At 60.2% G+C, this 24,508-nt stretch carries 24 protein-coding genes; 16 read left to right on the top strand and 8 right to left on the bottom strand.

Going from position 1 to position 24,508, the window contains the following annotated elements:
* Positions 1–290: 290 nt before the first annotated feature.
* Positions 291–695, top strand: coding sequence for a hypothetical protein (locus tag BI364_RS09190; protein ID WP_070078486.1), 405 nt, complete (start codon positions 291–293; stop codon positions 693–695).
* 572 nt (positions 696–1,267) lie between these two features.
* On the opposite strand, the gene acnA is transcribed toward BI364_RS09190, so the two are convergent.
* From acnA to BI364_RS09170, 4 genes are all read right to left on the bottom strand, one after another.
* Complete coding sequence (gene acnA / locus BI364_RS09185) at positions 1,268–4,000, bottom strand: aconitate hydratase AcnA (RefSeq protein ID WP_070078485.1); 2,733 nt, start codon at positions 3,998–4,000, stop codon at positions 1,268–1,270.
* A gap of 145 nt (positions 4,001–4,145) precedes the next feature.
* Entirely contained in the window at positions 4,146–4,763 is a 618-nt protein-coding gene (gene hflD, locus BI364_RS09180; RefSeq protein WP_070078484.1) for a high frequency lysogenization protein HflD, read from the bottom strand.
* Positions 4,764–4,791: 28 nt separating this feature from the next.
* A complete protein-coding gene (mnmA, locus tag BI364_RS09175; RefSeq protein WP_070079993.1) occupies positions 4,792–5,919 on the bottom strand; it encodes a tRNA 2-thiouridine(34) synthase MnmA in 1,128 nt (375 codons plus the stop codon).
* Between the two features lie 5 nt (positions 5,920–5,924).
* The gene (locus BI364_RS09170; RefSeq protein ID WP_070078483.1) at positions 5,925–6,368 is read right to left on the bottom strand and encodes an NUDIX hydrolase; all 444 of its coding nucleotides are present in this window, start codon (positions 6,366–6,368) and stop codon (positions 5,925–5,927) included.
* 82 nt (positions 6,369–6,450) lie between these two features.
* Here BI364_RS09170 and icd point away from each other — a divergent pair, with 82 nt between their 5' ends.
* The 3 genes from icd to clpA all read left to right on the top strand — a co-directional run bounded on the left by icd (position 6,451) and on the right by clpA (position 10,430).
* Positions 6,451–7,707, top strand: coding sequence for an NADP-dependent isocitrate dehydrogenase (gene icd, locus BI364_RS09165; protein ID WP_070078482.1), 1,257 nt, complete (start codon positions 6,451–6,453; stop codon positions 7,705–7,707).
* A gap of 75 nt (positions 7,708–7,782) precedes the next feature.
* Positions 7,783–8,100: an ATP-dependent Clp protease adapter ClpS gene (gene clpS / locus BI364_RS09160; RefSeq protein WP_070078481.1), complete on the top strand. Its 318-nt coding sequence runs from the start codon at positions 7,783–7,785 to the stop codon at positions 8,098–8,100.
* A 62-nt stretch (positions 8,101–8,162) separates the two neighbouring features.
* Positions 8,163–10,430, top strand: a complete 2,268-nt coding sequence (gene clpA / locus BI364_RS09155; protein WP_070078480.1) for an ATP-dependent Clp protease ATP-binding subunit ClpA — start codon at positions 8,163–8,165, stop codon at positions 10,428–10,430.
* Between the two features lie 18 nt (positions 10,431–10,448).
* On the opposite strand, the gene infA is transcribed toward clpA, so the two are convergent.
* The gene (infA, locus tag BI364_RS09150) at positions 10,449–10,667 is read right to left on the bottom strand and encodes a translation initiation factor IF-1 (protein WP_070079992.1); all 219 of its coding nucleotides are present in this window, start codon (positions 10,665–10,667) and stop codon (positions 10,449–10,451) included.
* A gap of 244 nt (positions 10,668–10,911) precedes the next feature.
* Between infA and fabD the strand changes: the two genes are divergently transcribed.
* The 10 genes from fabD to BI364_RS09100 all read left to right on the top strand — a co-directional run bounded on the left by fabD (position 10,912) and on the right by BI364_RS09100 (position 19,468).
* Positions 10,912–11,856: an ACP S-malonyltransferase gene (gene fabD, locus BI364_RS09145; RefSeq protein WP_070078479.1), complete on the top strand. Its 945-nt coding sequence runs from the start codon at positions 10,912–10,914 to the stop codon at positions 11,854–11,856.
* Positions 11,853–12,596 (top strand): 3-oxoacyl-ACP reductase FabG, encoded by a 744-nt coding sequence (gene fabG, locus BI364_RS09140; protein ID WP_070078478.1) that lies wholly within the window; start codon positions 11,853–11,855, stop codon positions 12,594–12,596. Before fabD ends, fabG begins: the two co-directional genes overlap by 4 nt.
* A 98-nt stretch (positions 12,597–12,694) precedes the next feature.
* Complete coding sequence (acpP, locus tag BI364_RS09135; RefSeq protein WP_070078477.1) at positions 12,695–12,931, top strand: acyl carrier protein; 237 nt, start codon at positions 12,695–12,697, stop codon at positions 12,929–12,931.
* A gap of 97 nt (positions 12,932–13,028) precedes the next feature.
* Positions 13,029–14,267 carry a beta-ketoacyl-ACP synthase II gene (gene fabF / locus BI364_RS09130; protein ID WP_070078476.1) on the top strand — a complete coding sequence of 413 codons (1,239 nt, stop codon included), beginning with the start codon at positions 13,029–13,031 and terminating at the stop codon, positions 14,265–14,267.
* 2 nt (positions 14,268–14,269) lie between these two features.
* A complete protein-coding gene (locus BI364_RS09125) occupies positions 14,270–15,592 on the top strand; it encodes an aminodeoxychorismate synthase component I (protein WP_070078475.1) in 1,323 nt (440 codons plus the stop codon).
* A 35-nt stretch (positions 15,593–15,627) separates the two neighbouring features.
* Positions 15,628–16,419 (top strand): aminodeoxychorismate lyase, encoded by a 792-nt coding sequence (pabC, locus tag BI364_RS09120; protein ID WP_070078474.1) that lies wholly within the window; start codon positions 15,628–15,630, stop codon positions 16,417–16,419.
* Positions 16,413–17,465 carry an endolytic transglycosylase MltG gene (gene mltG, locus BI364_RS09115; protein ID WP_156782688.1) on the top strand — a complete coding sequence of 351 codons (1,053 nt, stop codon included), beginning with the start codon at positions 16,413–16,415 and terminating at the stop codon, positions 17,463–17,465. The genes pabC and mltG overlap by 7 nt, the downstream gene beginning before the upstream one ends.
* Entirely contained in the window at positions 17,465–18,127 is a 663-nt protein-coding gene (gene tmk / locus BI364_RS09110; RefSeq protein WP_070078473.1) for a dTMP kinase, read from the top strand. The genes mltG and tmk overlap by 1 nt, the downstream gene beginning before the upstream one ends.
* Complete coding sequence (locus BI364_RS09105) at positions 18,124–19,104, top strand: DNA polymerase III subunit delta' (RefSeq protein ID WP_070078472.1); 981 nt, start codon at positions 18,124–18,126, stop codon at positions 19,102–19,104. Before tmk ends, BI364_RS09105 begins: the two co-directional genes overlap by 4 nt.
* A gap of 22 nt (positions 19,105–19,126) precedes the next feature.
* On the top strand, positions 19,127–19,468 hold the full coding sequence (locus BI364_RS09100; RefSeq protein WP_070079990.1) for a PilZ domain-containing protein: 342 nt from the start codon (positions 19,127–19,129) through the stop codon (positions 19,466–19,468).
* Between the two features lie 38 nt (positions 19,469–19,506).
* Here the strand turns inward: BI364_RS09100 and BI364_RS09095 are convergent, their stop codons facing one another.
* Entirely contained in the window at positions 19,507–20,280 is a 774-nt protein-coding gene (locus tag BI364_RS09095) for an ABC transporter permease (protein WP_070078471.1), read from the bottom strand.
* 11 nt (positions 20,281–20,291) lie between these two features.
* Positions 20,292–21,233 carry an ABC transporter ATP-binding protein gene (locus BI364_RS09090; RefSeq protein ID WP_070078470.1) on the bottom strand — a complete coding sequence of 314 codons (942 nt, stop codon included), beginning with the start codon at positions 21,231–21,233 and terminating at the stop codon, positions 20,292–20,294.
* An 88-nt stretch (positions 21,234–21,321) separates the two neighbouring features.
* Between BI364_RS09090 and BI364_RS09085 the strand changes: the two genes are divergently transcribed.
* Together BI364_RS09085 and dusA are read left to right on the top strand one after the other, a co-directional pair.
* Positions 21,322–22,719 carry a leucyl aminopeptidase family protein gene (locus BI364_RS09085; RefSeq protein WP_233279474.1) on the top strand — a complete coding sequence of 466 codons (1,398 nt, stop codon included), beginning with the start codon at positions 21,322–21,324 and terminating at the stop codon, positions 22,717–22,719.
* Between the two features lies 1 nt (position 22,720).
* Positions 22,721–23,713 (top strand): tRNA dihydrouridine(20/20a) synthase DusA, encoded by a 993-nt coding sequence (gene dusA / locus BI364_RS09080; protein ID WP_070079988.1) that lies wholly within the window; start codon positions 22,721–22,723, stop codon positions 23,711–23,713.
* Here the strand turns inward: dusA and BI364_RS09075 are convergent.
* Positions 23,710–24,489 (bottom strand): metallophosphoesterase, encoded by a 780-nt coding sequence (locus BI364_RS09075; protein WP_070078469.1) that lies wholly within the window; start codon positions 24,487–24,489, stop codon positions 23,710–23,712. The two genes, dusA and BI364_RS09075, sit on opposite strands and share 4 nt — an antisense overlap.
* Positions 24,490–24,508 lie beyond the last annotated feature (19 nt).

Below are 24,508 nucleotides of genomic sequence, written 5' to 3'. Positions count from 1 at the left end.
GCGATGAAGAGGGTTGTCGGTGGCAGGCAGGTTTGCGCCTTGCATGCCTGCAAGCGAACAGAACCTCTGACGATCCCGGTCTGGAACTGCACAGCGCCCTTGTTGGCGCCGCCTGCTGGAGCCTGCTGAGCGTACTCGAAGGTTATTGAGTTCATGTGAGCAGGATGCCTTTCGCATTAGTGTCTATTAATATTCTATATGTTAGTATAAATTGAAAGTCGGTTAGCAGTAATGATCAGCCATATCTCTGGCCGATCAAACGAACACCTTTAATCAGGTGGGAGCTCGTTATGTTCGAACCAATTCAAATACCCTTTGGCTGTGTCATGCTTTTTAATGTGGTAGATCTAAAGCCGGGTGTAAAAATGGAAGACGTCGAACTTGTCCTGGGTGAGATGTGCAATGTAGTTAAAAACACCTACGGTGATGACAAAGGTGGCTTCATCGGCGGCCAGGTATTCAAGTACTCTGGCTTTGTATCGAAAGAAGGCAGCGTTGGTGCTGCACCAGACGATGAAGATAAAAGCATGAAACAGGGTGACCTGGTCATCGTCACGTACTGGAAATCGTTTGACCAGCACGAAAAATCGCATGCGGATAAAGTATTTAAAGAGAAGTTTTCAGAACTTGCTGCATTCTGTGATGATACTTATGAAGTTGGCTATGAAATGTTATGGCAAGGGGTGCCAGAATAGCGCACTGTCAATGCCGAGACAGTCCAGCATGGCGCCACGCTATTGCTTCCGAACGTAGCGTCGGTCAGCCATAGCCGCAACAAGGGTGCGTGCGGGGGTTTGGCTTAGTCCGAGCCTTTGGGTATGCCGCAGTATTGCCAGGCGAGGCCTGGGAACCTGAATATTGCACACAGGATCGATAGCGATAACCTGCACACGATGCCCGTCCTGCACCGGATGCTTGGGGCTGAGCATGCGATACGCTCCGTGATCGTCATACGACTCAGGGTCGCTCCGGCCATAGGTCTTGCATCACCAGTGAGACGAGCATTTCCTGAAGCATGACTACCATGAGATGGTAGCCGCCACGCCTTTATTCCGATTTTGCCGTTCATGAACACGACGCGAATTGTTTATTTCGTGTCGTTTCGAGAGACCCGGTGAAGGGGCGCGTGTACGAGCCGAAGCAATATCACCTACCGCCTCTCCAGGCGGCGATTTGGCCCGATGGCGTATCGGATGGGTATTGTCGATCTCGCTGGTTTGATGCAGCAGCACCGGGTAGCCACCCGGTGCTGCTGCATCGATGGGATTTAGCTCGCGAGCTGACGTAGCACGTAGGGCAGGATGCCGCCGTTGCGGTAGTACTCGATTTCCTGCGGGGTATCGATGCGCACCTTCGCGTGGAAGGATTTTTGCGTCCCGTTATTCGCCGTCGCAGTGACGGTCACTTCCTTGGCGGCACCGTCCCCGAGTCCGGTGATATCGTAAGTTTCCTCTCCGTTGAGCCCCAGGATTTCGGCATTTTCGCCGGCCAGGAACTGCAGCGGGAGGATACCCATGCCGACCAGGTTGGAGCGGTGGATACGCTCGAAACTTTCTACCAGTACGGCCTTGACGCCGAGTAGTCGCGGGCCCTTGGCCGCCCAGTCACGGCTCGATCCAGAGCCGTATTCCGTGCCGGCGATGATCATGCTCGGCACGCCCTCGGCCTTGTAGCGCATCGCAGCCTCGTAAATGCTGGTCTCTTCGCCGGAGGGGAGGTGCCGGGTGAAGCCACCTTCCGTACCCGGTGCCAGGCGGTTGCGCAGGCGTATGTTGGCGAAGGTGCCGCGCATCATCACCTCGTGATTACCGCGGCGCGAGCCATAGGAATTGAAGTCGCCGGGTTGTACGCCATGTTCGACCAGATAGTGGCCAGCCGGGCTGTCCGTCTTGATCGATCCGGCGGGCGAAATATGGTCGGTGGTGACGGAGTCGCCCAGGTAGGCGAGGACACGGGCGCCGACGATGTCGGACACGGGTGCCAGCGGCTGGTCGATGTCGTCGAAGTAGGGTGGGTTTTGCACGTAGGTGGAATCCGCCTGCCAGGCAAACAGTGAGGTATCGGGTGCGTCGAGACGCTGCCAGCGGTCTTCGCCGGCGTAGACGTCGGCATAACTGGTGGCGAACTGTTCGGCTGTCACGCTGGAGAGGATTTTTTCCTGGATTTCGTGCTGGCTTGGCCAAATGTCGCGCAGATAGACCGGATGGCCGGTCTTATCCTCGCCCAGCGGTTCGTGATAGAGATCGATATCCATGCGCCCGGCCAGTGCATAGGCGACCACCAGCGGTGGCGAGGCCAGGAAGTTCATGCGCACCTCGGAGTGCACGCGGCCCTCGAAGTTGCGGTTGCCGGATAGCACGGAGCAGACGGTCAGGTCATCGCGACGGATCGCTTCGCTGACAGGTTCCGGCAGCGGGCCTGAGTTGCCGATGCAGGTGGTGCAGCCGTAGCCGACGAGGTCGAACCCCAGCGCGGCCAGGTCCTCGCTGAGGCCGGCCTTGTCGAGATAGGCGGTCACCACGCGGGAGCCGGGCGCGAGCGAGGTCTTGACCCAGGGCTGAACGCACAGGCCACGCGCACGCGCCTTTTGGGCGAGCAGGCCGGCGGCGATCATCACCGAGGGATTGGAAGTGTTGGTACACGAGGTGATCGCGGCGATCACGACCATGCCATCATTGAGGTGCATGCGCAGTGCGCTGCGACGCGCGGGATCGTCCGCCTGATGTTCGACGCCGACCGCGGCGTGGCCGCCCTCGCCCTCGAAACCCTCGGCATCTCCACGGCTTGCGAACGCGGTCATGCGGGCGCGCATTGCATCCTCCAGGGCCGCGCCGATGGTTTGTTTGGCCCGGCTGAGCGCGATCCGGTCCTGCGGGCGCTTGGGGCCGGCCAGCGACGGCTCGACCGTTGCGAGGTCTAGGGTCAGGATATCGCTGTAGTCGGCGGCAGGTGCGCCCGGTTCGTAGAACATGCCCTGGGCTCTCGCGTAGGCCTCGGTCAGAGCGATCTGATCGGCCGGGCGTCCGCTGAGCGCCAGGTAGCGCAGCGTCTCGGCGTCGACCGGGAAAATACCGCAGGTGGCGCCGTATTCGGGGGCCATGTTGCTGATTGTGGCGCGATCGGCGAGCGGCAGTTGTGCGAGTCCGTCGCCGAAAAACTCGACGAATTTGCCGACCACGCCCTTGCCGCGCAGTATTTCGACCACCGTGAGTACGAGGTCGGTCGCGGTGGCGCCTTCGGGCAGTGCGCCGGTCATGCGGAAGCCGACGACCTGAGGTAACAGCATGGAAATAGGCTGCCCCAGCATGGCCGCCTCGGCCTCGATACCGCCTACGCCCCAGCCGAGCACGCCAAGGCCGTTGATCATGGTGGTGTGGGAATCCGTGCCGACCACGGTGTCCGGATAGGCCTCTAGATTGCCGTCGTCCAGTGTGCGCGTGAACACGACGCGTGCCAGATATTCGAGGTTGACCTGATGAACGATACCGGTGTCCGGCGGCACCACCTTGAAATTTGAAAAGGCCTTCTGTCCCCATTTGAGGAAGGCATAGCGCTCGCGGTTGCGGCTGTATTCGAGTTCGGCATTCAAGTTGAAGGCGTCGTCGGAACCGAAGCGGTCGACCTGCACCGAGTGGTCGATCACCAGTTCGGCTGGCTGTAGCGGGTTGATTTTGTCGGGATCGCCGCCGAGCCGGCACATGGCATCGCGCATGGCTGCCAGATCGACGACTGCGGGTACACCGGTGAAGTCCTGCATCAGCACGCGCGCCGGGCGGAAGGCGATTTCCTGGCTGGGTTCGGCCCGTGGGTCCCAGGCCAGCAGGGCCTCGATGTCGGCTCGCGTCACACTGGTCCCGTCCTCGTAGCGCAGCAGATTCTCCAGCAGAATCTTGAGCGAATAGGGTAGCCGGTTGGCGCCGTCAAGGGCCGACAGCTTGTGGATGGCGTAGGATTGTCCCTGAACGCGCAGTTCGGTCCGGGTGTCGAGGCTGTTGTGCATGGAGTCGTCCTTGTGTCCGGGTTTGTATTGAGGGCACGGCGCCCCGTGGCGGATGCCGAACCGGGACAGATCTGGAGAGGCTGCCCGGAGACGAGGTCCATTGTAAACCACTTAAGGTGCGCGTCGTCTGCCGGCGCGGGCGGATTCAGGCGAGCAGGCGCTCGGCTTCCCGGAGCATGGGTTTGCGCGCAAACAGCAACCGCAGTCGAGTACCGCCGGCCTGGCGCCACAATACGGCGGCACGAATGCCGGCCAACAACAGTACGCGGATACGGCTGGCCACCGCCTCGTTGGCGAGATGACTCTGTTCGCCGCGCACGATGATGCGGGGGCCGAGTTCGCTGATGGTCTCGCGGTAAAGACCCGCCAGGCCGGCAATCACGTTTTCGTGTCCGGGCTCGAAGTATTCGGCCTGTCGCTGGGCGCCATCGATGCCCTTGCCCAGGCGTTCCAGCATTTCCGGATGCTTGGCGAGACGGCGTTCGAGATGCAGCAACGAAACGGCATAGCGCATGATTTCAAGGGCTCGTACGCGTTCCTGCGGGTCGAGCTGTGCCTTTAGGATCTGCAGCCCAGGACGTAGATTGGCGATTCCCCCGTAGACAGCCTCCAGGCTGTCGGAATCACGCGTCAACAGGCTTCCGATCAGGGGTTTGAGGGCGCCTTCGTCCAGCGTGCCCGTGCGCGCAAGACGGTCGGCATCGGCGGCGCATTGGAATACGGCGGCGAGTGCCAGTGTGCGATTGCGCAGATTTTTCTCCACTTCATTCCCCTTGAATCAATGTTGCGGATCAGTGTGCGGCTGAAAATGTGGTTGTTGTGGCCGTGAATTGACCTTCCTGCCGCCAGGGTTCGATCGTTTCGATGACCCCGCCGCCGAGGCATATGTCGCCTCGATAGAAAACAGCGAATTGCCCCGGCGTTACTGCGCGCTGGGGTCGCTCGAAAGTGACGTGGGCCCGATCCTCCGCCAGCGTCACCGTGCAGGCTTGGTCGATTTGCCGATAGCGCGTCTTGACGGTGCATTCAAAGCGGTCGCCCGGTGTCATCCCCGAGATCCAGTGCAGTGGGCGCGCCCACAACGCAGTGGATTGCAGCAGCGGATGGTCGTGCCCTTGCACGACGAGCAGTTCATTGTGCGCCAATCTCTTCTCGGCCACGTACCAAGGCGCCTCGCCGCCGTCAGCCGTGCCTCCGATCCCGAGGCCCTGACGCTGGCCGAGGGTGTAGTACATCAATCCCTGATGTGTACCGAGGGATTCGCCCTGAGGATTGACGATCGTGCCCGGCGTGGCGGGCAGGTAGCGGGCCAGGAAGTCGCGAAAGCGACGCTCGCCGATGAAGCAGATGCCGGTGCTGTCCTTGCGCTGGTGATTCGGCAGGCCGGCTTCGCGCGCGATCCGGCGGATATCGGATTTGAGCGAGTCACCCAACGGGAAGCGACTGGCGGCGAGCTGCGCGCGCGTCAACGCGTGCAGAAAGTAACTCTGGTCCTTGTTCGGGTCGAGCCCGCGGAGTAGGTTTGCCTGCGCGTCGATGCGTGCGTAGTGCCCGGTCGCGATGGCATCGGCGCCGAGGCTGCGAGCATAGTCTAGGAAGGCCTTGAACTTGATTTCCTTGTTGCACAGCACATCGGGATTGGGTGTGCGGCCGGCGCGGTATTCGGCCAGGAAGTAGGCGAATACGCGATCCCAGTATTCGCGGGCGAAGTTCGCCTTGTGTAATGGAATTTCGAGTGTTTCGGCGACACGCTTCGCCTCGGCGAGGTCGTCGGCCGCGGCGCAATAACCCTCGTCGTCGTCTTCCCAGTTCTTCATGAACAGGCCTTCGACGCGATGTCCCTGTTCAATCAGGCGCAGCGCGGCGACAGCGGAATCTACGCCGCCGGAAAGCCCGACGATAATGCGTTGTCGTCGCATGCTGTTCACGCGAGTTCGCGTAACAGATCCAGCGGATACCGGCGTCCTTGCAGATAATCGTCGATGGACTGCAGGACAAGCGGGCTGCGCAATTGTTTACCGAGTGCGCATACCGCATCGTGCGTGAGCCATTCGGCCGCCTCAACGCCTTCATCGAGCGCGCGATCAGGGGCATGGTCGCCGACGGTGCCGGCAAAGGTTACGCGCAGGAAGGTCGAACCCGACGGACTGACCCAGCGGTAGAGTCCGATCAGGGCCTCGGGGCGGAAGCTCCAGGCAGTTTCTTCGATCGTTTCCCGTGCCACGGCATCAAGCAGCGATTCGCCTGCCTCGAGATGGCCGGCCGGCTGGTTGTAGCGTGTGCGTTCGTCGATGCGCTCGCGGACCATCAGAAACCGGCCTTCGCGCTCGGCGACCGCCGCAACGGTGACGTGGGGTTGGAACCGCATCGGAAGACTTTATCACAGCTCTGCGCGTCCAGAGTGAATGTATAATGCGAGTCAGCCATTCGTTTTGCGGAGACCCCGACACATGTCTTACGAGCACATCCAGATTCCCAGTTGGGGCGAGAAGATCACTATGGCGCCCGGCGGCAGCCTGAGCGTGCCCGCGCAACCCGTGATCCCTTTTATCGAGGGCGACGGCATTGGTGTGGACGTGACCCCGGTGATGCGCGAAGTGGTCGATGCCGCAGTGCTCAAAGCTTACGGAGATACGCGCAAGATCGCCTGGATGGAGGTGTATGCCGGCGAGAAAGCTACCCAGGTCTACGGCGAAGATGTCTGGCTGCCGGACGAGACCCTGCAAGCAGTCAGTGAATATCTGGTGTCGATTAAAGGTCCGCTGACGACCCCGGTCGGAGGCGGCATCCGTTCGCTCAACGTCACGCTCAGGCAGCAGCTCGATCTATACGTTTGCTTGCGCCCGATTCGCTATTACGACGGTACGCCAAGTCCGCTCAAGTCACCGGAAAAGACCGACATGGTGATCTTCCGTGAAAACTCGGAGGACATCTATGCCGGTATCGAGTGGGCGGCAGGTACCCCCGAGGCGCAGTCCTTGATCGCATTTCTGCGCGATACCATGAAGGTCAGCAAGATACGCTTCCCGGAAACCTCGGGCATTGGCATCAAGCCCGTTTCCCGCGAAGGGACGGAACGCCTAGTGCGCAAGGCGATCCAATATGCCATCGACAACGGGCGCCCTTCGGTGACGTTGGTGCACAAGGGGAACATCATGAAGTTCACCGAAGGCGCCTTTAAGGTCTGGGGATACGAGCTTGCCCGTCGTGAATTCGGCGCGGAACCGCTCGATGGTGGTCCTTGGATGCGCCTGCGCAACCCACGTACGGGTGATGACATCGTGCTCAAGGATGTGATTGCTGACGCCTTTCTTCAGGAAATCCTACTCAATCCAGAGGACTATGACGTGATTGCGACGCTGAACCTGAACGGCGACTATATTTCCGACGCGCTCGCCGCCCAGGTCGGCGGTATCGGCATCGCGCCCGGGGCCAATCTTTCGGACAGCGTGGGTATTTTCGAGGCGACTCACGGTACGGCACCCAAGATCGCCGGGCAGGACAAGGCGAATCCGGGGTCCATCGTACTATCCGCTGAGATGATGTTGCGTCACCTTGGTTGGAACGAGGCTGCCGATGCGATCGTGCGCGGATTGTCCGGCGCGATACGCGCGGGGCGCGTGACCGACGATCTGGCGCGGTTGATGCCCGATGCGCAGAGCGTTTCGAGTTCCGAATTCGGTCGCTGCATCGTCGCGCATATGTAGCGCTGGCGGTTAAAGTGCGAGTGATGTGGATGTGCAGGCCTTGAGATTAGCGCAGTGAAACCCGACATAGTCAACATGAGTGAGGAAAAACCTGGCGACCAGGCAGAGTCCGTGGTCGAGGAAAGTCGCCCAGAAATCAAACAGCCACCTTTGTACAAGGTGGTGATTCTTAACGATGACTACACTCCGATGGAGTTTGTGGTCGAAGTGCTAGAGGTGTTTTTCAGTATGGACCGGGAGAAAGCCACCCGGGTCATGCTGCACGTGCATACACGTGGCCGGGGTGTCTGCGGGGTGTTTACCCGCGATATTGCAGAAACCAAGGTGGCGCAGGTTAATGACTATGCGCGGGATCACCAGCACCCCTTACTATGTACCCTGGAAGAGGCCTGAGGCCCGAAATATACGGATTCCGTGGGCCGAGGATGGCCGCCCAAACCTGAGGCAAATCGGCGATGCTGAACAAAGAGCTTGAATTCTCCCTCAACATGGCTTTCAAGCAAGCCCGTGAGAAGCGCCACGAATTCATTACCGTGGAACACCTGCTACTCGCACTGACGGACAACCCCACTGCGGTGGGCGTGTTGCGCGCCTGTGGCGCGGATCTGTTGCGGCTCAAGCGCGAGTTGGACCTGTTCATTGAGGACAACACGCCTCGCTTGAACGACAGTGACCAGCGCGAGACGCAGCCGACGGTCGGTTTTCAGCGCGTATTGCAGCGCGCGGTGTTCCATGTGCAGTCATCGGGACGCAAAGAAGTCACGGGCGCCAATGTACTTGTCGCACTGTTCGGCGAGCAGGAGTCGCATGCGGTCTATTTGCTGTCGAAGCAGGGCATCAGTCGCCTTGATGTACTCAACTACATCTCGCATGGTATTTCGAAGGTGTCGGACGAGCAGCAACCTGAGATGGACCCGGAAAGTCCTCCTGAGGGCGGTGGCGGCGACGAAGCCGTGCGCAGCAATCCGCTTGAGCAGTTTGCCGTCAACCTCAACGAACTGGCACGCCAAGGTAAAATCGATCCACTGATCGGCCGCGATAGCGAAATCGAACGCACGGTGCAGATTCTCTGCCGCCGTCGCAAAAACAATCCGCTGTACGTAGGCGAAGCCGGCGTGGGCAAGACCGCCATGGCCGAAGGTTTGGCTAAACGTATCGTCGACGGCGAGGTGCCCGAAATCCTGAGCGATGGCGTGGTCTACTCGCTCGATCTCGGTGCATTGGTCGCTGGCACCAAGTACCGTGGCGATTTCGAGAAGCGCCTCAAGGGCGTGCTTGCCCAGCTTAAGCGTCAGCCGGGGGCGATTCTTTTCATCGACGAAATCCATACGATTATCGGCGCAGGAGCAGCCTCGGGAGGCGTGATGGACGCCTCCAATTTGCTCAAGCCGATGCTGGCCAATGGCCAACTTAAGTGCATCGGTTCGACCACTTATCAGGAATATCGCGGAATTTTCGAGAAAGACCGAGCGTTGGCGCGACGTTTCCAGAAGATCGACGTGCGCGAACCCAGTGTTGAGGAAACCTATCAGATCCTCAAGGGCCTCAAGGGGCGTTTCGAGGAGCATCATGACGTGCGCTACACGAACCCGTCGCTGCGCGCCGCCGCCGAACTTTCCGAGCGTTACATCACCGACCGCCACCTGCCGGACAAGGCCATCGACGTGATCGACGAGGCCGGTGCACGCAGGCGCCTGCAACCGGCGAGTCAGCGACGGAAGACCATCTCGGTACATGACGTGGAGGATATCGTGGCCAAAATCGCCCGTATCCCGCCGAAGCAGATATCGAGCTCAGACGTCGAGGTATTGAAGAACCTCGAGAGCAACCTCAAGCTCGTCGTGTTCGGCCAGGACGAGGCAATCGGCATGCTGGCCGCAGCGATCAAAATGTCGCGTTCCGGACTCGGTAGCCCAGACAGGCCAATCGGTTCCTTCCTGTTTGCAGGGCCGACCGGCGTAGGCAAAACCGAGGTCACTCGTCAACTCGCGCAGGTCATGGGTATTGAGCTGGTGCGTTTCGATATGTCCGAGTACATGGAGCGGCACACGGTATCGCGTTTGATTGGTGCCCCGCCAGGTTACGTCGGGTTCGACCAAGGCGGGCTGCTGACGGACGCAGTTCTCAAACATCCGCATGCCGTGCTGCTGCTCGACGAAATCGAGAAGGCGCATCCGGATGTATACAACCTGTTGTTGCAGGTGATGGATCACGGCACTCTGACCGACGCCAACGGCCGACAGGTGGACTTCCGCAACGTGATTCTGATCATGACCAGCAACGCAGGCGCGCAATCCGTGAGCCGTCGTAGCCTGGGGTTCACCGAACAGGATCACTCGACCGATGGCATGGAAGCCATCCGGCGCGCGTTTTCGCCGGAATTCCGCAATCGCTTGGATGCGATCATTCAGTTCAAGGCGCTGGAGCCGAGAGTCGTTGCCAACGTGGTCGACAAGTTCTTGATCGAACTCGAATCGCAGCTTGAAGAAAAGAAGGTGCGTCTGGTGGTTGACGACGCGGCACGCGCCTGGCTCGCCGAACGTGGCTACGATCCCCTCATGGGCGCGCGTCCCATGGCACGCGTGATTCAGGAGCACGTCAAAAAGCCCCTCGCAGAGGAGATCCTGTTCGGACGGCTCCGCGATGGCGGTGAGGTTCACCTCGACGTGGAAGGCGACGAACTGCGGCTGGCCTTCAGCAGCGATCGGGAGGCGGTCCACTAAGGGCCGCCTCGGCCGGGGTCATTTTTTGCGGTAAACGATACGGCCCTTGCTCAGGTCGTACGGGGTGAGTTCGACAGTGACCTGATCGCCGGTCAGTATGCGGATGTAGTGCTTGCGCATGCGGCCGGAAATATGGGCGGTCACTACGTGACCGTTGTCGAGTTCAACTCTGAACATGGTATTCGGCAGGGTGTCGATCACCTTGCCTTCCATTTCGATTGCGTCTTCTTTAGCCATTCGTGCGGGATATCCCTCGGGCGACGAGGCGCCCATTATCAATAACTGGCGCGATAAAACAAGGCGGGTGAGCTGAGCCAAGGTGGGCACCTAGGGTGGCGGTGCGTATTTTGGCAGTGTAATCATGATAACCCAGTAGGCGAGATCAGTGATGTGACGACCTCCGTACGCGCAAGTATTTGCCCACTGGGAGGCCTTTGCCTACACTACTCGCCTTTTTAAGCCCGAGGCATTTACAGACTTCATGAGCATCGCCGCCGTATTTCCCGGCCAGGGTTCCCAATCCATTGGGATGCTGGCCGCACTTTCCGATAAATATCCACAGGTACGTGAAACCTTTCAGGAGGCTTCGGACTGCCTGGGGTATGACCTCTGGTCGCTGGTGCAGAACGGCCCGGAAGGCGAATTAGGCCAGACAGCCGTGACCCAGCCGGCCATGCTTGCCGCTGGCGTTGCCGTTTGGCGTGCCTGGGAAGAGGAGGGAGGATGCCGGCCCGAGGTCATGGCCGGGCACAGCCTGGGTGAATACACCGCCTTGGTCTGCGCCGGCGCGCTTAGCTTTGGCGACGCAGTGCGGGTAGTGGCTGAACGTGGGCGCCTGATGCAATCGGCCGTCCCCGAAGGGGAAGGCGCGATGGCCGCGATACTGGGCCTCACGGACGATCAGGTCGTAGCACTGTGCACGAAGGCTGCTACCGGCGAGATCATCGAGGCCGTCAATTTCAATGCGCCGGGACAGGTAGTGGTTGCTGGCCATGCGGCAGCCGTTGCACGGCTGATGGCCTTGGCGACGGACGCAGGCGCCAAGCGCGTGATTCCACTTAGCGTCAGCGTGCCCTCGCACTGTGCACTGATGCGGCCGGCGGCCGAATCCTTCGGCACGGTACTGCGAGGTGTAACCCTCAGCGCGCCTCGGGTGCCAGTGATCCACAACGCCGACGTTGTATCGTATACCGATCCGGCTTCGATCGCCGATGCCTTGGTGCGCCAGCTGTACAGTCCTGTGCGCTGGGTCGAGACGATCGAAGGCTTTGCCGATGAAGGTATCCGTATCGTGTTCGAATTCGGCCCCGGCAAGGTGCTCAGTGGTTTGAACAAGCGCATCGACCGCAGCCTCAAGGTCATCTGTGTGGATGACGTTAAGACGCTTGATGCCGCGCTTGAGCTATGCGAGGAGTACGGAGCATGAATCTGCAGGGTGAAATCGCGCTGGTCACCGGCGCGAGCCGGGGTATCGGCCAAGCCATCGCGCTTGAGTTGGCGCGTGGCGGCGCCACCGTAATCGGTACAGCGACCTCTGCTGCGGGCGCCGAAGCCATTTCCGGGTACCTGAAGGAAGCGAGCGCCGCAGGTGTGGGCATGATGCTCAAGGTAGAGGACCAGGCCTCGGTGGACGAGGTGATGTCGCGTATCGGCTCGGATCATGGCAGCGTGTCGATTTTGGTCAACAATGCCGGGATCACGCGCGATACCTTGCTGATGGCGATGAAGGACGAGGATTGGACGTCGGTGATCGATACCGATCTCGGCTCGATTTTCAGGCTGTCGCGCGCCTGCATTCGCGGCATGCTCAAACAACGCCGCGGGCGTATCATCAACATCGCCTCGGTCGTTGCAGCTTCCGGAAATCCTGGGCAGTGCAATTATGCGGCTGCCAAGGCAGGCATGATCGGCTTCAGCAAGTCGCTGGCTCGCGAGGTGGGCTCACGCGGTATTACGGTGAACGTGGTAGCGCCCGGATTCATTGATACGGATATGACCCGTGTGCTGAAGGAAGAACAGCGTGACGGCCTGCTGGGGCAGATACCGTTGCGCAGGCTTGGCGGGGTGGAGGATATCGCCCAGGCCGTCGCATTTTTGGCCTCGCCCGGTGCTGGTTATATCACCGGCGAGACCTTGCACGTCAACGGTGGCATGTACATGGCGTAAGCCAGTCGCCGCACATAGGTGGCGGTATGGCTGAGGTTTCTCTAAAATACCGCCCGCAGCCGACGGCTGCATTTTTTTTACACAGGGGAATAACGAGCATGAGCAACGTTGAAGAGCGCGTCAAAAAGATCGTGATCGAGCAGCTTGGCGTCAAAGAGGAGGACGTCAAGAACGATTCTTCCTTTGTCGACGATCTTGGCGCCGACTCCTTGGATACGGTCGAGCTGGTGATGGCCCTCGAAGAAGAGTTCGAGTGCGAAATCCCCGATGAAGAGGCCGAGAAGATCACCACCGTGCAGCAGGCGATCGACTACATCAACGCGCATCTGAAATAACCGCGGTCATATCCGCGCGAGCCGGTATCCCCCCGACAATGCGGTCGCCGGGTGCCGGCCGCAGGGGACTGCAAGGGAATAGAAGAGGGATACTGCCTTGTCGAAGCGGCGCGTAGTCGTCACCGGTCTCGGGATTGTTTCACCCGTGGGCTCGAAGCTTGAAACTGCCTGGGAGAACATCCTGGCCGGTCGTAGCGGGGTCACGCACATCGATCACTTCGATGCCGTGGATTCGCCCGTCAAAATTTCCGGCGCGGTGCGCGACTTCGATGTTGACGAATACATCACCCCCAAAGACCAGAAAAAAATGGATATTTTTGTCCATTACGGTATGGGGGCGGCGATTCAGGCGATCCGTGACGCGGGGATCGAAGCCGATGACGAGAAGCTCGATTTTGAGCGTATCGGCGTAGCTATCGGTTCCGGTATTGGCGGGTTGCCGGGTATCGAGAAGGGTCATATCGCCTTGATGAACGGTGGACCACGTAAGGTCTCGCCCTTCTTCATTCCCAGCAGCCTGATCAATATGGTGTCCGGCAACCTGTCTATCATGTACGGGTTCAAAGGGCCGAATATCGCAATCGTCACGGCCTGCACGACCGGAACCCACAACATCGGCGATGCCGCGCGCATGATTGCGTACGGCGATGCGGATGTGATGGTTGCGGGCGGGGCGGAAATGGCCTCGACGCCGCTATGCATCTCGGGCTTTGCCGCTGCACGTGCCTTATCCACACGTAATGATGATCCGGCCGGGGCCAGTCGTCCCTGGGACCGTGATCGGGACGGTTTCGTCATCGGTGACGGTGCCGGTGTCCTGGTGCTCGAATCCTACGAACACGCGATGGCACGCGGTGCCCGCATCTATTGCGAACTGGCTGGCTACGCGCTCAACGCAGATGCCTATCACATGACTCAGCCCTCCGGCGAAGGCGCCACGCGATGCATGAAGCTCGCCCTGCGCGATGCGGGTATGAATGCCGAGGCGGTCGACTACATCAACGCGCACGGTACCTCCACGTCGGTGGGCGACAGGGCCGAGAGCGATGCCATCAAGCGCGCCTTCGGCAACCACGCTGAGCATTTGGCGGTCAGTTCCACCAAATCGATGACCGGACACCTGCTTGGCGCCGCCGGTGGTGTCGAGGCTGTCTTTTCGATTCTCGCGCTGCGTGACCAAGTGCTCCCGCCGACGATCAACCTCGATCATCCAGACGAGGGCTGCGATCTCGACTACGTGCCGAATACGGCGCGCGAGACTCAGGTGAACTGCGCCCTGTCGAATTCCTTCGGCTTCGGCGGCACCAACGGATCATTATTGTTCCGGAAAATTTGATCATGCCCGCGCAGCGCCCGCTGCGCGGGCCGGACGATCTGCTTGCCCTCCACCGGCTTGATGCGCAGCGATACCCGCATCTGCTGCAGAGCGTCACCCGTGATGGCGCCCGTGGCCGCTACGACATCCTGTTCGCGTTTCCTGAGCGCACCTTCGTCGACCCCGACGGCACCCGTTTTGCAGACTGGCTGGATTCGGTTGGCGGTCAACCCTTCGGACGAAAGATATCGGCGGATGAGCCGCCCTTTACCGGCGGCTGGTTTCTCTATCTTGGCTACGAGCTTGCCTATGGGCTGGAGCCCGTGCTGGGGCAGGCGCCTGCTCATCCCTGGGGCTGGCCGGCAGCAGCAGCACAATACTGCCCGGCGGCGGTGATTCGCGATCATGCACAAGGGCGGCTGTATGCGGTGACCGCGCCCGGCAGGGAATCCCTGCTGACGGCGATTGTGCAGGATGCCGAACGCTCGATGGAGCTCCCGGCCATTGCCGATATGGCGCCGCTGGGATTAACGCTGGATGAGGCGCCCGCTGCGGATTATCTGGCCGGCGTCGAGCGCATCCGAGGTTATATCCGCGAGGGCGATGTGTTCCAGGTCAATCTGTCGCGAGCCTGGACCGGGACGAGTGCCGCCGGGCATCGAGCCGCCGAAGTTTATGCGCGCCTGCGGCGGACCAATCCCGCACCGTTCGCGGCACTGGCGACGCTGGGCACGCAGGCTATCGTAAGCTCCTCTCCGGAACGCCTGATCGCACATGAGAACGGCTGGTTGTCGACACGGCCGATTGCCGGAACGCGACCGAGAGGGGCAGATGCCGACTCGGACCGAGCCTTGCTGGAGGCGCTTGCCGCACACCCGAAGGAGCGCGCCGAACACGTCATGCTAATCGATCTGGAGGGCAACGACCTCGGTCGGGTTGCCCGCACAGGCACGGTGGAAGTCGATGAGCTGATGGTGACGGAGAGCTATGCCCACGTGCACCATATCGTCTCGAACGTGCGTGCTCGCCCACGCGCTGGCCTACGTCCCAGCGAGTTGATCCGTGCGGTGTTTCCCGGCGGCACGATCACCGGTTGTCCCAAAATACGTTGCATGCAGATACTGCGGGAGCTGGAGGGCGCCGCGCGAGGGGCATATACCGGCGCCATTGGTTATCTTGGCGACAATGGTCGTATGGACCTCAATATCCTGATCCGCACACTGGAGTGGAACGACGGCGAGTTACGTTTTCGTACCGGTGCTGGGATCGTCGCCGATTCCCAGCCGGAAGCCGAGCTTGCCGAAACCCGGCACAAGGCGGAAGGTTTGATCCGAGCCCTGGGGTAGGCGGAGTGACAGCGCAACCGCAACAGGGCAAGAGAATGCAGAAAACGATACCAGCCACCGATCGAGGACTGGCCTACGGTCATGGCGTATTCGAGACCATGGAGCTACGCGCAGGTCATTTGCCGCATTGGCCAAGGCATTGGCAGCGCCTCGTCGAAGGCTGCCGACGTCTCGGGCTACCGGCGCCTGACCGCGATAGATTGGAAACGGCATTGCTCACGGATGCTCCGGCACTGGGACGACACGTACTCAAGCTGGTACTGACTGCGGGCGACGGCGGACGCGGATATCGTGCGCCGAGTAAGATTACACCGCGTTGGATCGTCTCGTTGCATCCCTGGCCAACCTATCCGGCGACATACGCCGAGCAAGGCGTTGCACTGCGTCATTGCCGAACACGTCTACCCATCGATTCGGCACTGGCTGGCATCAAACACCTCAATCGTCTGCATCAGGTGCTCGCGCGTGCGGAGTGGGACGATGAAGCCATTGCTGAAGGCTTGCTGTCGGACACGGACGGATGGGTTGTCGAGGGGACGATGAGCAATGTGTTCTGGATTGAAGGTGATACACTGCGGACGCCTGATTTGAGCCGTTGCGGCGTCGCGGGCATCATGCGTGCACGCATCCTCGACTGGGCCGCTGCTCAAGGCATCGTGACCCGTATCGAGGTACTCGCGCCGGCTCGCCTGCAAAGCGCGGAGGGTCTGTTCGTGTGTAACAGCGTCATAGGTCTCTGGCCTGTGCGCCGCTTGGAAAATCATGATATGCAGATTCCGTCGTTGATGCGCGAGCTGTCGCAGGCCGTGCAGGAAGGCGCATGCTGATGCGCAAACCGGTGCCGATGTTGGCACTCGTTCTCGTGCTGATACTGGCGATTCCGCTGGGAATGGGCTGGCGCTATCTGCATACGCCGTTATCACTTGCCACTGGATCGGCCGAATTCAAGGTGCCGGCTGGTAGCACGGCCCGGCAGGTGGCCATTCGGCTCCACGCCCTGCATATTCTGCCCCGACCCAACTGGTGGTTGCTGTACGCGCGTTTCACGAGGCAGGCGGGGCACATACAGAGTGGGGATTACGCCTTACGTGAAGGCATGACACCCCTCGATCTGCTCGATGCCTTGGTTAGCGGGCGGACGGTGCAATACAGCATCACCTTGGTCGATGGCTGGACTTTTGCACAAGTGATGCGAGTGCTCAATGCCGACCCGCATATCGAGCACACCCTCAAACCCGCTGATTACGCCGATTTGATCCATCGCATGGGTGGGCCGAAGGGGATGTCGCCGGAAGGTTGGTTCTACCCCAATACTTATTTTTTCAGCAATGGGGCGAGTGATTTGTCGATCCTGCATCGCGCCTACCGAGCAATGCAACGGGATCTGGACAGCGCTTGGACCGGTCGCGCAGCGAATCTACCGATTAAAACCCCTTACGATGCCCTGATCCTCGCTTCGATCGTCGAGAAGGAAACTGGCTCGGCCCAAGAGCGTCCGCTGGTGGCCAGCGTTTTCATCAATCGCATGCGTTTGGGTATGCGCCTGCAAAGCGATCCGACCGTGATTTATGGTTTGGGAAAGCGATATCACGGCGATCTGACGTTCAAGGGACTGCGCAGCAACACCCCGTACAATACCTACGTACATGCCGGATTGCCGCCGACGCCGATTGCCTTGCCCAGTGGCGCGGCCATCCAGTCCGTGCTGCATCCGGCGGATAGCCATTATCTGTATTTTGTGGCGACGGGCAAAGGTACACACGTTTTCTCCAAGACCTATGCCGAGCAGCAGAAGGCGGTGATCAAATACCAGTTGGGCGGCAATGCGGCACGCTATCCGGCCGGTGAAGCCAAGGCAGGAGGCGCGAGTTGATGTCACAGGGTCGTTTCATCACGCTGGAAGGTGGCGAGGGGGTTGGTAAGTCCACCCAACTCGCTTACGTACGCGAATTGGTCGAATCGTTCGGTCACCGCGTCGTCGCTACACGTGAGCCTGGCGGGACCCCGCTCGCCGAGAGCATTCGTGGATTGCTCAAGGGCGAGGCTGGCGAAGGCATGGATGCCGATACCGAACTTTTACTGGTATTCGCGGCGCGTAACGAACATTTGGCGAAAGTCGTTCGACCCGCGCTCGCCCGTGGGGACTGGGTGGTTTGCGACCGATTCACGGACGCGACGTACGCATATCAAGGTATGGGCCGCGGCTTGGCTTCGGCCCGTATCGAGAGCCTGGAACATTGGGTGCAGGGGGAACTGCAGCCGGATCTGACCTTGTTGCTTGACGCACCGGTCGAGCTGGGGTTCGAGCGCGTGGCCGGACGTGGCGGTGGTTATGACCGTTTCGAACGCGAAGCCAGAGACTTCTTCGAGCGTGTACGCGAGGCCTATCTGCACCGCGCCATGGCTTTTCCCGCGCGCTTCCGGGTCATCGACGCGGCGCGTTCACCGGCGCTCGTCAGCGCCGACATTCACGAGGTGCTACTCGCATTGCATGCGGCGGTACGTGCTGAACCGGAGGAGGGCGATCGCGTATGAGCGACGCTCCCTATCCCTGGCAGCGGCAGCAATGGTCGCAATTGCAGGCACAGATTGCACAAGGGCGTCTGCCGCACGCGCTGCTCCTGAGCGGTATTCCGGGGCTCGGCAAGATGGCCTTCGCACTGAGTTTGACCCAGGCTATATTGTGCGAGCAACCGACGGGGGAGGGACGAGCCTGTGGAGTTTGTCGGAGTTGCCAGCTTTATGTGGCGGGAACGCACCCCGACCGCCTATTGGTCCAGCCGGAATCACCGGATAAGCCCATTCGCATCGATGCGGTTCGCGGCCTGATCGAATTCCTGACGTTCAGCCCAAGCTTGAAAAGCCGCCGAGTTGTGGTCGTGCAACCGGCCGACGCGCTCAACGTGTTTGCTGCCAACAGTTTGCTGAAGACGCTGGAAGAGCCCGCCTCGGCCGCTTTGCTGATGTTGGTGACGGATCGCCCGACCCGTCTACCAGCGACCGTTCGCAGCCGCTGCCAGTCTCTGCGTTTCGGCGCACCCGCAGTTGCTGAGACACGCGTATGGTTGAACGAACGCCTGGGTGAGGCGGGGCGCGCGACCGTTGCCTTGGCGCGCGCCAACGGTGCTCCACTCGCCGCACTGGAATATGCCGACGAAGCCGGCCTGAAGCAGCGGGCGCGTCTGATCGAGGGGCTTGGGCAACTGGTCAAGGGTCGAGCCGATGTGGGCGAGCTGGCGGATGAACTGGCGGATACGATCAGCCGGACCTTGTTGGACACGCTCGCAGCCTGGCTGCGCGATCTGATCCGTGTCGGCAATGGCGCTGGCGTGCGCGAAAACCCAGATTTTGAGAGGGAGTTGCTTGCCTGCAGGGAAGGGTTAGACTTAGCAAGGCTGTTCGAATGCCTTGATCAGACGCAGCGCCTACACGGCCTGTTGGGCAATGGGCTTAATGCCGCGTTGCAGCTCGAGGCACTTCTCATCCGCTACCGTGCGGCCGTCAAGCAGTAAATTTGTGCACGAGGTAGAACACATGTCCGTCGGACAAGGCATCCTGACGCTTTCGATTCGCGAGAAGAGTGCGCTCTATCAGGCATACATGCCCTTCGTGAAGAATGGCGGCCTATTCATTCCCACCCAACGCCACTATCAATTGGGCGATGAGGTGTTCATGCTCATCACATTGCTGGACGACGGCGAAAAGCTCCCGGTGGCCGGGCGTATCATCTGGATTACGCCGAAGGGTTCGCAAGGCGGGCGGCTTTCAGGAATCGGGGTGCAGTTCAGCGATCAGGACAACGGCAAGGTGCGTAATCGCATTGAAAACGCCCTGGCCGGCATGCTCAAGTCGGACCGGCCGACCCATACACTTTGATATATCTAGCATTGCTGTGCGATGGCGTGTTCCGAGCTTCAGTGACGGATGCCGACTCCGCGATTGAGCAGCGTCAGCGCGACACCGGCAAGTATCACAATGAAGCCCACGATCACGGTATATGACGTCCACAATGGTATGTCCGATGTGCCGAGAATTCCGTCTCTGAAGGCGTTGACCATATACAGCACCGGATTGGCCATTGAGGCACGTTGCCAGAAGGTTGGCAGCAGGTTGATCGAGTAGAAGACGCCCCCAAGGTAGGTCAGTGGCGTCAGTATGAAGGTCGGGACGATGGAAATATCGTCGAAACTCTTCGCGAACACGGCATTGATGAAGCCGGCGAGCGCGAACAATATGGAGGTCAGGAGTGCGATGCTGACCGTGACCAGCAGGTTTTCCACTCGCAGGTGGGTGAATATCAGCGAGGTCAAGGTGACGGCAAGTCCGACTACAAGTCCGCGTGCGACACCACCCAGCACATAACCCAGCAGGATCAAGTAGTTGGGGATTGGAGACACCAACATCTCTTCCACGTAATGTCCAAATTTGGCGCCGAAAAACGACGACACGACATTCGAGTATGAGTTGGTGATGATGGCCATCATCACCAGACCGGGTACGATGTATTGGATATAGCTGTAGCCATCCATCTGGCCGATACGATGGCCGATGAGCTGCCCGAAGATAATGAAGTACAACGTGGTCATGACCACCGGCGGTACGATCGTCTGTACCCATATACGGCTGAAGCGAAGCACTTCCTTAACCACGATGGTCTTGAGCGCGATGTATTGACTGCGTATTTGCACGGCGGTATTTCCTAACTCACGTTGCGGCGATTGGCGGATTCGCCCTCACCAACCAACGCCATGAATAATTCTTCCAGGCGATTGCTCTTGTTGCGCATGCTGGTCACGCGTATGCCGTACTCGTTGAGCTTACTGAAAAGCTCGGTCAGGCCATGCTCCCGGGTGATCTCGGCCTCCAGTGTCAGGGTGTCGATGCCGCGCAAGCGGTAGCCGGCGAGTTCGGGTAATGTCCCCAATGGTGTCGCCACGTCCAGAACCACGGTTTCGTGGATCATCTTGGCCAATAACTGTTTCATGCTGGTGTTTTCAACGATCTCGCCGTGATCGATGATGGCGATATTGCGGCAGAGATTTTCCGCCTCTTCCAGATAATGCGTGGTCAGGATGATGGTGGTGCCCTGCGCGTTGATTTCGCGCAGAAAGGCCCACATCGAGCGGCGTATCTCGATATCCACACCTGCCGTGGGTTCGTCGAGAATCAACAGTCGGGGTTCGTGCACCAACGCCCGCGCGATCATCAGACGCCGCTTCTGTCCGCCGGACAGGTTGCGCGCCATTTGACGGCGCTTCTCCCAAAGCCCCAGTTGCTTAAGATAACGTTCGGCACGTACGCGCGCTTTGCTACGGTCGATGCCGTAGTAGCCAGCCTGATTGATGAGCACTTCCTCAACCGGCTCGAACTGATTGAAATTGAATTCTTGCGGCACGAGGCCGATGAAGGTCTTGGCCTGTGACTTCTGCGTATCAAGGTCGCAATCGAAAATGCGCACTTCGCCGGAGGTCTTGTTGACGAGCGAGCTGGAGATGCCGATGGTGGTGGATTTGCCAGCCCCGTTGGGGCCAAGCAAGGCAAAGAAATCGCCTTCCTCAACATCAAGATCGATGCCCTTGAGCGCGACGATGTCTTGCGCATAGACCTTACGTAAATTGCGGATTGATAGTGCCTTTGTCATGAGGCGGTCTTTCTCGAGGGCAGGTGAAACCGAAGGGCGGGCAGTCTAACATAGACGGTTTTCGGCGACAGATTCCCAAGGAGCGTGTATGGAAATGACCCTGCCTGGGCTCGCCCGGTCGGTGCGCGACGGCGACGTGCCTGCGGTGATTCACGTGGTGACGACCGAGGCCTATGCAGGCTGGCTTGCGGCTCAACCCGAGGCGCTGGGGCAGTGGTTGAGTGCCAGCGATTTCAAACCGGCGCACCGAGCCTTCAGCCTGCTGCCCGATGTGGATGGAGGCCTGAGTGTCGTGGTGACGCTCGATGACCCGGAGGACCACTGGGCATTGGGCGATCTCCCGTATCGCCTGCCAGCGCGCGATTATCGCCTTGAAGGTTTTGAAGGCACCGCACTCGCGCGTCTGGCCACTGGCTGGGGGTTGGGCGCCTATCGTTTCCAGCGATACAAGGCGTCCAAGCGTGCGCCAGCGCGATTGCTGATCGAAAGCGATACGGTGTTCGATGAGGCTGTGCGGACGATTTCAGCCTGTTCGTTGGTGCGCGATCTGGTGAATACGCCCGCCGAAGACATGGGGCCGGCACAGCTTGCCGCCGCTGCATGTGCGCTCGCGCACGAATTTGATGCTACTTGTGAGGTCATCGTCGGCGACGCGTTGCTCAGCCAGGGTTACCCTGCGATTCATGCGGTCGGGCGCGCCAGCGTGCACCCACCCCGGCTCATCGACCTGCGCTGGGGCGAGATGCACAACCCGGAAGTGGTGCTGGTCGGCAAGGGCGTGTGTTTCGATACCGGTGGACTCGATCTCAAGAACGCCAGCGGCATGCGGCACATGAAAAAAGACATGGGTGGTGCCGCGCATGTCCTGGGGCTGGCCCGGCTGATCATGTCCGAGCACTTGCCTATTCGCTTACGCGTGCTGGTGCCTGCGGTGGAAAACGCGATCTCCGGCGATGCCTTCCGGCCCGGCGACGTACTGAAAACACGCAAGGGATTGACCGTCGAGATCGACAATACCGATGCCGAAGGCCGTCTGGTGTTGTGCGACGCACTGGCCGAGGCCAGCGATGGCGCGCCGAGCCTGATTATTGATTTTGCGACCCTGACCGGTGCGGCGCGCGTGGCTTTGGGCACTGAACTGCCAGCTTTTTTTACGCACAACCATGCGGTCGCGAATGCCTTGGTTGAGGCCGGCACATGGGCGCAGGATCCTCTTTGGCGCCTGCCCCTGGTCGAGGAATATCGCGGCCAGCTCGACAGCGGTATCGCCGATTTGCTCAATTGCAGCACTTCGCCTTTTGGCGGCGCGATCACCGCCGCCCTGTTTCTCGATGCCTTCGTGCCGAAGACCCTTGACTGGGTCCATATCGACCTGATGGCTTGGAATCTGCGAGCGAGGCCAGGGCGCCCTCGTGGTGGTGAGGCCATGGGCCTGCGAGCCGTATTCGCCTACCTCAAGACGCGTTATGGCGGTGATCGTGATTGAAATGCATCAGAACATAAGCCGACGACTCAGCGTGGCGCCGATGATGGATTACACGGACCGTCACGCGCGCTATTTGCTGCGACTGATTTCGCAACACACGCTGCTGTACACGGAAATGGTGACCAGTGCCGCGCTAGTGCACGGCGATGCCGCCCGCTTGCTGAACTACAACCATGAGGAGCATCCGGTCGCCCTACAAGTTGGTGGCAGCGACCCGAGCGAGATGGCCGCTGCTGCACGCCTGGCGGAGCAATATGGTTACGATGAGATTAATGTCAACGTCGGCTGCCCCAGTGACCGAGTGCAGGCGGGGCGCTTCGGTGCCTGCCTGATGGCGGAGCCGGACACCGTCGCCGAATGCGTGGCTGCCATGCGTGGCGCCACGCGTTTGCCGGTGACGGTGAAAACGCGCATCGGTATCGACCACCAGGACAGCTACGAGGCGCTATGTGGTTTCGTCGAACGCGTATCGGAGGCCGGTTGCGGCAGCTTTACGATCCATGCGCGCAAGGCCTGGCTCAAGGGCTTGAGTCCGCGCGAGAATCGAGATGTCCCCCCACTGGATTACCCCCGCGTATATCGACTCAAGGAGGATTATCCGGCGCTGGAGATCATCATCAACGGCGGAATTCTGAATCTTGACCAGGCCATCGAGCAGTTGGCGCAGGTAGACGGGGTGATGGTCGGGCGCGCGGCTTATCACAATCCCTGGTTGCTGGCCGAGGCTGACACGCGCGTTTTCGGTTGCCCACCGCCGGCGGTGAAGCCATCGCGCGAGGGGGTGCTGGCGGCCTATCGGGAGTATTGCGAGCGTCAACACGCGCAGGGTGTGCCGCTGGCGCATATGACGCGGCATCTGATGGGGCTGGTGCAGGGATTGCCGGGCGCACGGCGTTTTCGACGCACCCTAAGCGAAGGCGCCCATCAGCCGCAGGTCGCGCCTACGCTTATTGATGAGGCTTGGGCGGTGATCGGACAGGCCCAGGCGGGTTAAGGTGTAGCGCTAACGCGCTTGACCGGTGTGTTGGCAGGAAAACTGTGGACGCGCCATTCCGGTTGTATTTCGAGCAGCGTCAGGCTGGCTTGCTGGAAGCGCATGGCGTAGACCGCACCGGTATCGATGAAGTGTACGTTGCCCGCCTGTTGGGCTGCATTCAGTGGCGTGTGTCCACAGACCAGCAGATCGATACCCGGCACCGGGGGCACTGCCTCACCTCGGCGCACACGACCGATGCGTGTACGCGACCAGAGCGCGTGTTCGCGTACATCGGGGTCGATACCCAAACGATCAACGAATTGCGTCCACATCATGTCCTGGGGGACATCTGCATGGACGATGCCCACCAGACCCAGTCGGGTTTCGATCTCTAGCGCATAGGGCAGGGCCGAGATCGCTGATCGGCAACGTTTCCGGTTTACTTCAGGCAGCGCCAGCCACCAGTCGCCACCACAACCCATCGTCCAATCGGCCTCCAGCGCGGGGTCGCCTTCGCTGTCCAGCAGCATCTGTTCGTGATTGCCGCGCACGGCATGTACCCAGGATCGGCCGAGGAAATTTACGACGTTCGCGGATTCCGGGCCGCGATCGATCAGGTCACCCACGGACATCAGGCGATCGCGTGCGGGATCGAAGCGAAGCTGGGTGAGGGCGTGCTCCAGCAGTGGAAACATGCCATGAAGATCGCCCACACAGAAGTCGCGGCCGTCGTCGTTGCGTGGTAGACGTACATGCCATTGCCAGGCTGATTCGGCTGACTGTGCAGTCGCCATACTCTGACTCCTCTGGTGC

This window comes from Acidihalobacter yilgarnensis (assembly GCF_001753245.1).
Taxonomy (GTDB): domain Bacteria; phylum Pseudomonadota; class Gammaproteobacteria; order DSM-5130; family Acidihalobacteraceae; genus Acidihalobacter; species Acidihalobacter yilgarnensis.
Note: the sequence above shows the minus strand (reverse complement) of the source record. Positions and strands in the feature narration are given on the sequence as shown.

Coding starts and splice junctions, on each gene's coding strand:
- mnmA (WP_070079993.1), bottom strand. CDS start 5,919: ATGCGACGACAACGCATTATCGTCGGGCTTTCCGGCGGCGTAGATTCC.
- BI364_RS09090 (WP_070078470.1), bottom strand. CDS start 21,233: ATGACAAAGGCACTATCAATCCGCAATTTACGTAAGGTCTATGCGCAA.
- acpP (WP_070078477.1), top strand. CDS start 12,695: ATGAGCAACGTTGAAGAGCGCGTCAAAAAGATCGTGATCGAGCAGCTT.
- tmk (WP_070078473.1), top strand. CDS start 17,465: ATGTCACAGGGTCGTTTCATCACGCTGGAAGGTGGCGAGGGGGTTGGT.
- BI364_RS09105 (WP_070078472.1), top strand. CDS start 18,124: ATGAGCGACGCTCCCTATCCCTGGCAGCGGCAGCAATGGTCGCAATTG.
- dusA (WP_070079988.1), top strand. CDS start 22,721: ATGCATCAGAACATAAGCCGACGACTCAGCGTGGCGCCGATGATGGAT.
- BI364_RS09075 (WP_070078469.1), bottom strand. CDS start 24,489: ATGGCGACTGCACAGTCAGCCGAATCAGCCTGGCAATGGCATGTACGT.
- fabG (WP_070078478.1), top strand. CDS start 11,853: ATGAATCTGCAGGGTGAAATCGCGCTGGTCACCGGCGCGAGCCGGGGT.
- fabD (WP_070078479.1), top strand. CDS start 10,912: ATGAGCATCGCCGCCGTATTTCCCGGCCAGGGTTCCCAATCCATTGGG.
- BI364_RS09170 (WP_070078483.1), bottom strand. CDS start 6,368: ATGCGGTTCCAACCCCACGTCACCGTTGCGGCGGTCGCCGAGCGCGAA.
- BI364_RS09190 (WP_070078486.1), top strand. CDS start 291: ATGTTCGAACCAATTCAAATACCCTTTGGCTGTGTCATGCTTTTTAAT.
- clpS (WP_070078481.1), top strand. CDS start 7,783: ATGAGTGAGGAAAAACCTGGCGACCAGGCAGAGTCCGTGGTCGAGGAA.
- pabC (WP_070078474.1), top strand. CDS start 15,628: ATGCAGAAAACGATACCAGCCACCGATCGAGGACTGGCCTACGGTCAT.
- acnA (WP_070078485.1), bottom strand. CDS start 4,000: ATGCACAACAGCCTCGACACCCGGACCGAACTGCGCGTTCAGGGACAA.
- BI364_RS09100 (WP_070079990.1), top strand. CDS start 19,127: ATGTCCGTCGGACAAGGCATCCTGACGCTTTCGATTCGCGAGAAGAGT.
- mltG (WP_156782688.1), top strand. CDS start 16,413: ATGCTGATGCGCAAACCGGTGCCGATGTTGGCACTCGTTCTCGTGCTG.
- BI364_RS09125 (WP_070078475.1), top strand. CDS start 14,270: ATGCCCGCGCAGCGCCCGCTGCGCGGGCCGGACGATCTGCTTGCCCTC.
- BI364_RS09085 (WP_233279474.1), top strand. CDS start 21,322: ATGGAAATGACCCTGCCTGGGCTCGCCCGGTCGGTGCGCGACGGCGAC.
- clpA (WP_070078480.1), top strand. CDS start 8,163: ATGCTGAACAAAGAGCTTGAATTCTCCCTCAACATGGCTTTCAAGCAA.
- icd (WP_070078482.1), top strand. CDS start 6,451: ATGTCTTACGAGCACATCCAGATTCCCAGTTGGGGCGAGAAGATCACT.
- infA (WP_070079992.1), bottom strand. CDS start 10,667: ATGGCTAAAGAAGACGCAATCGAAATGGAAGGCAAGGTGATCGACACC.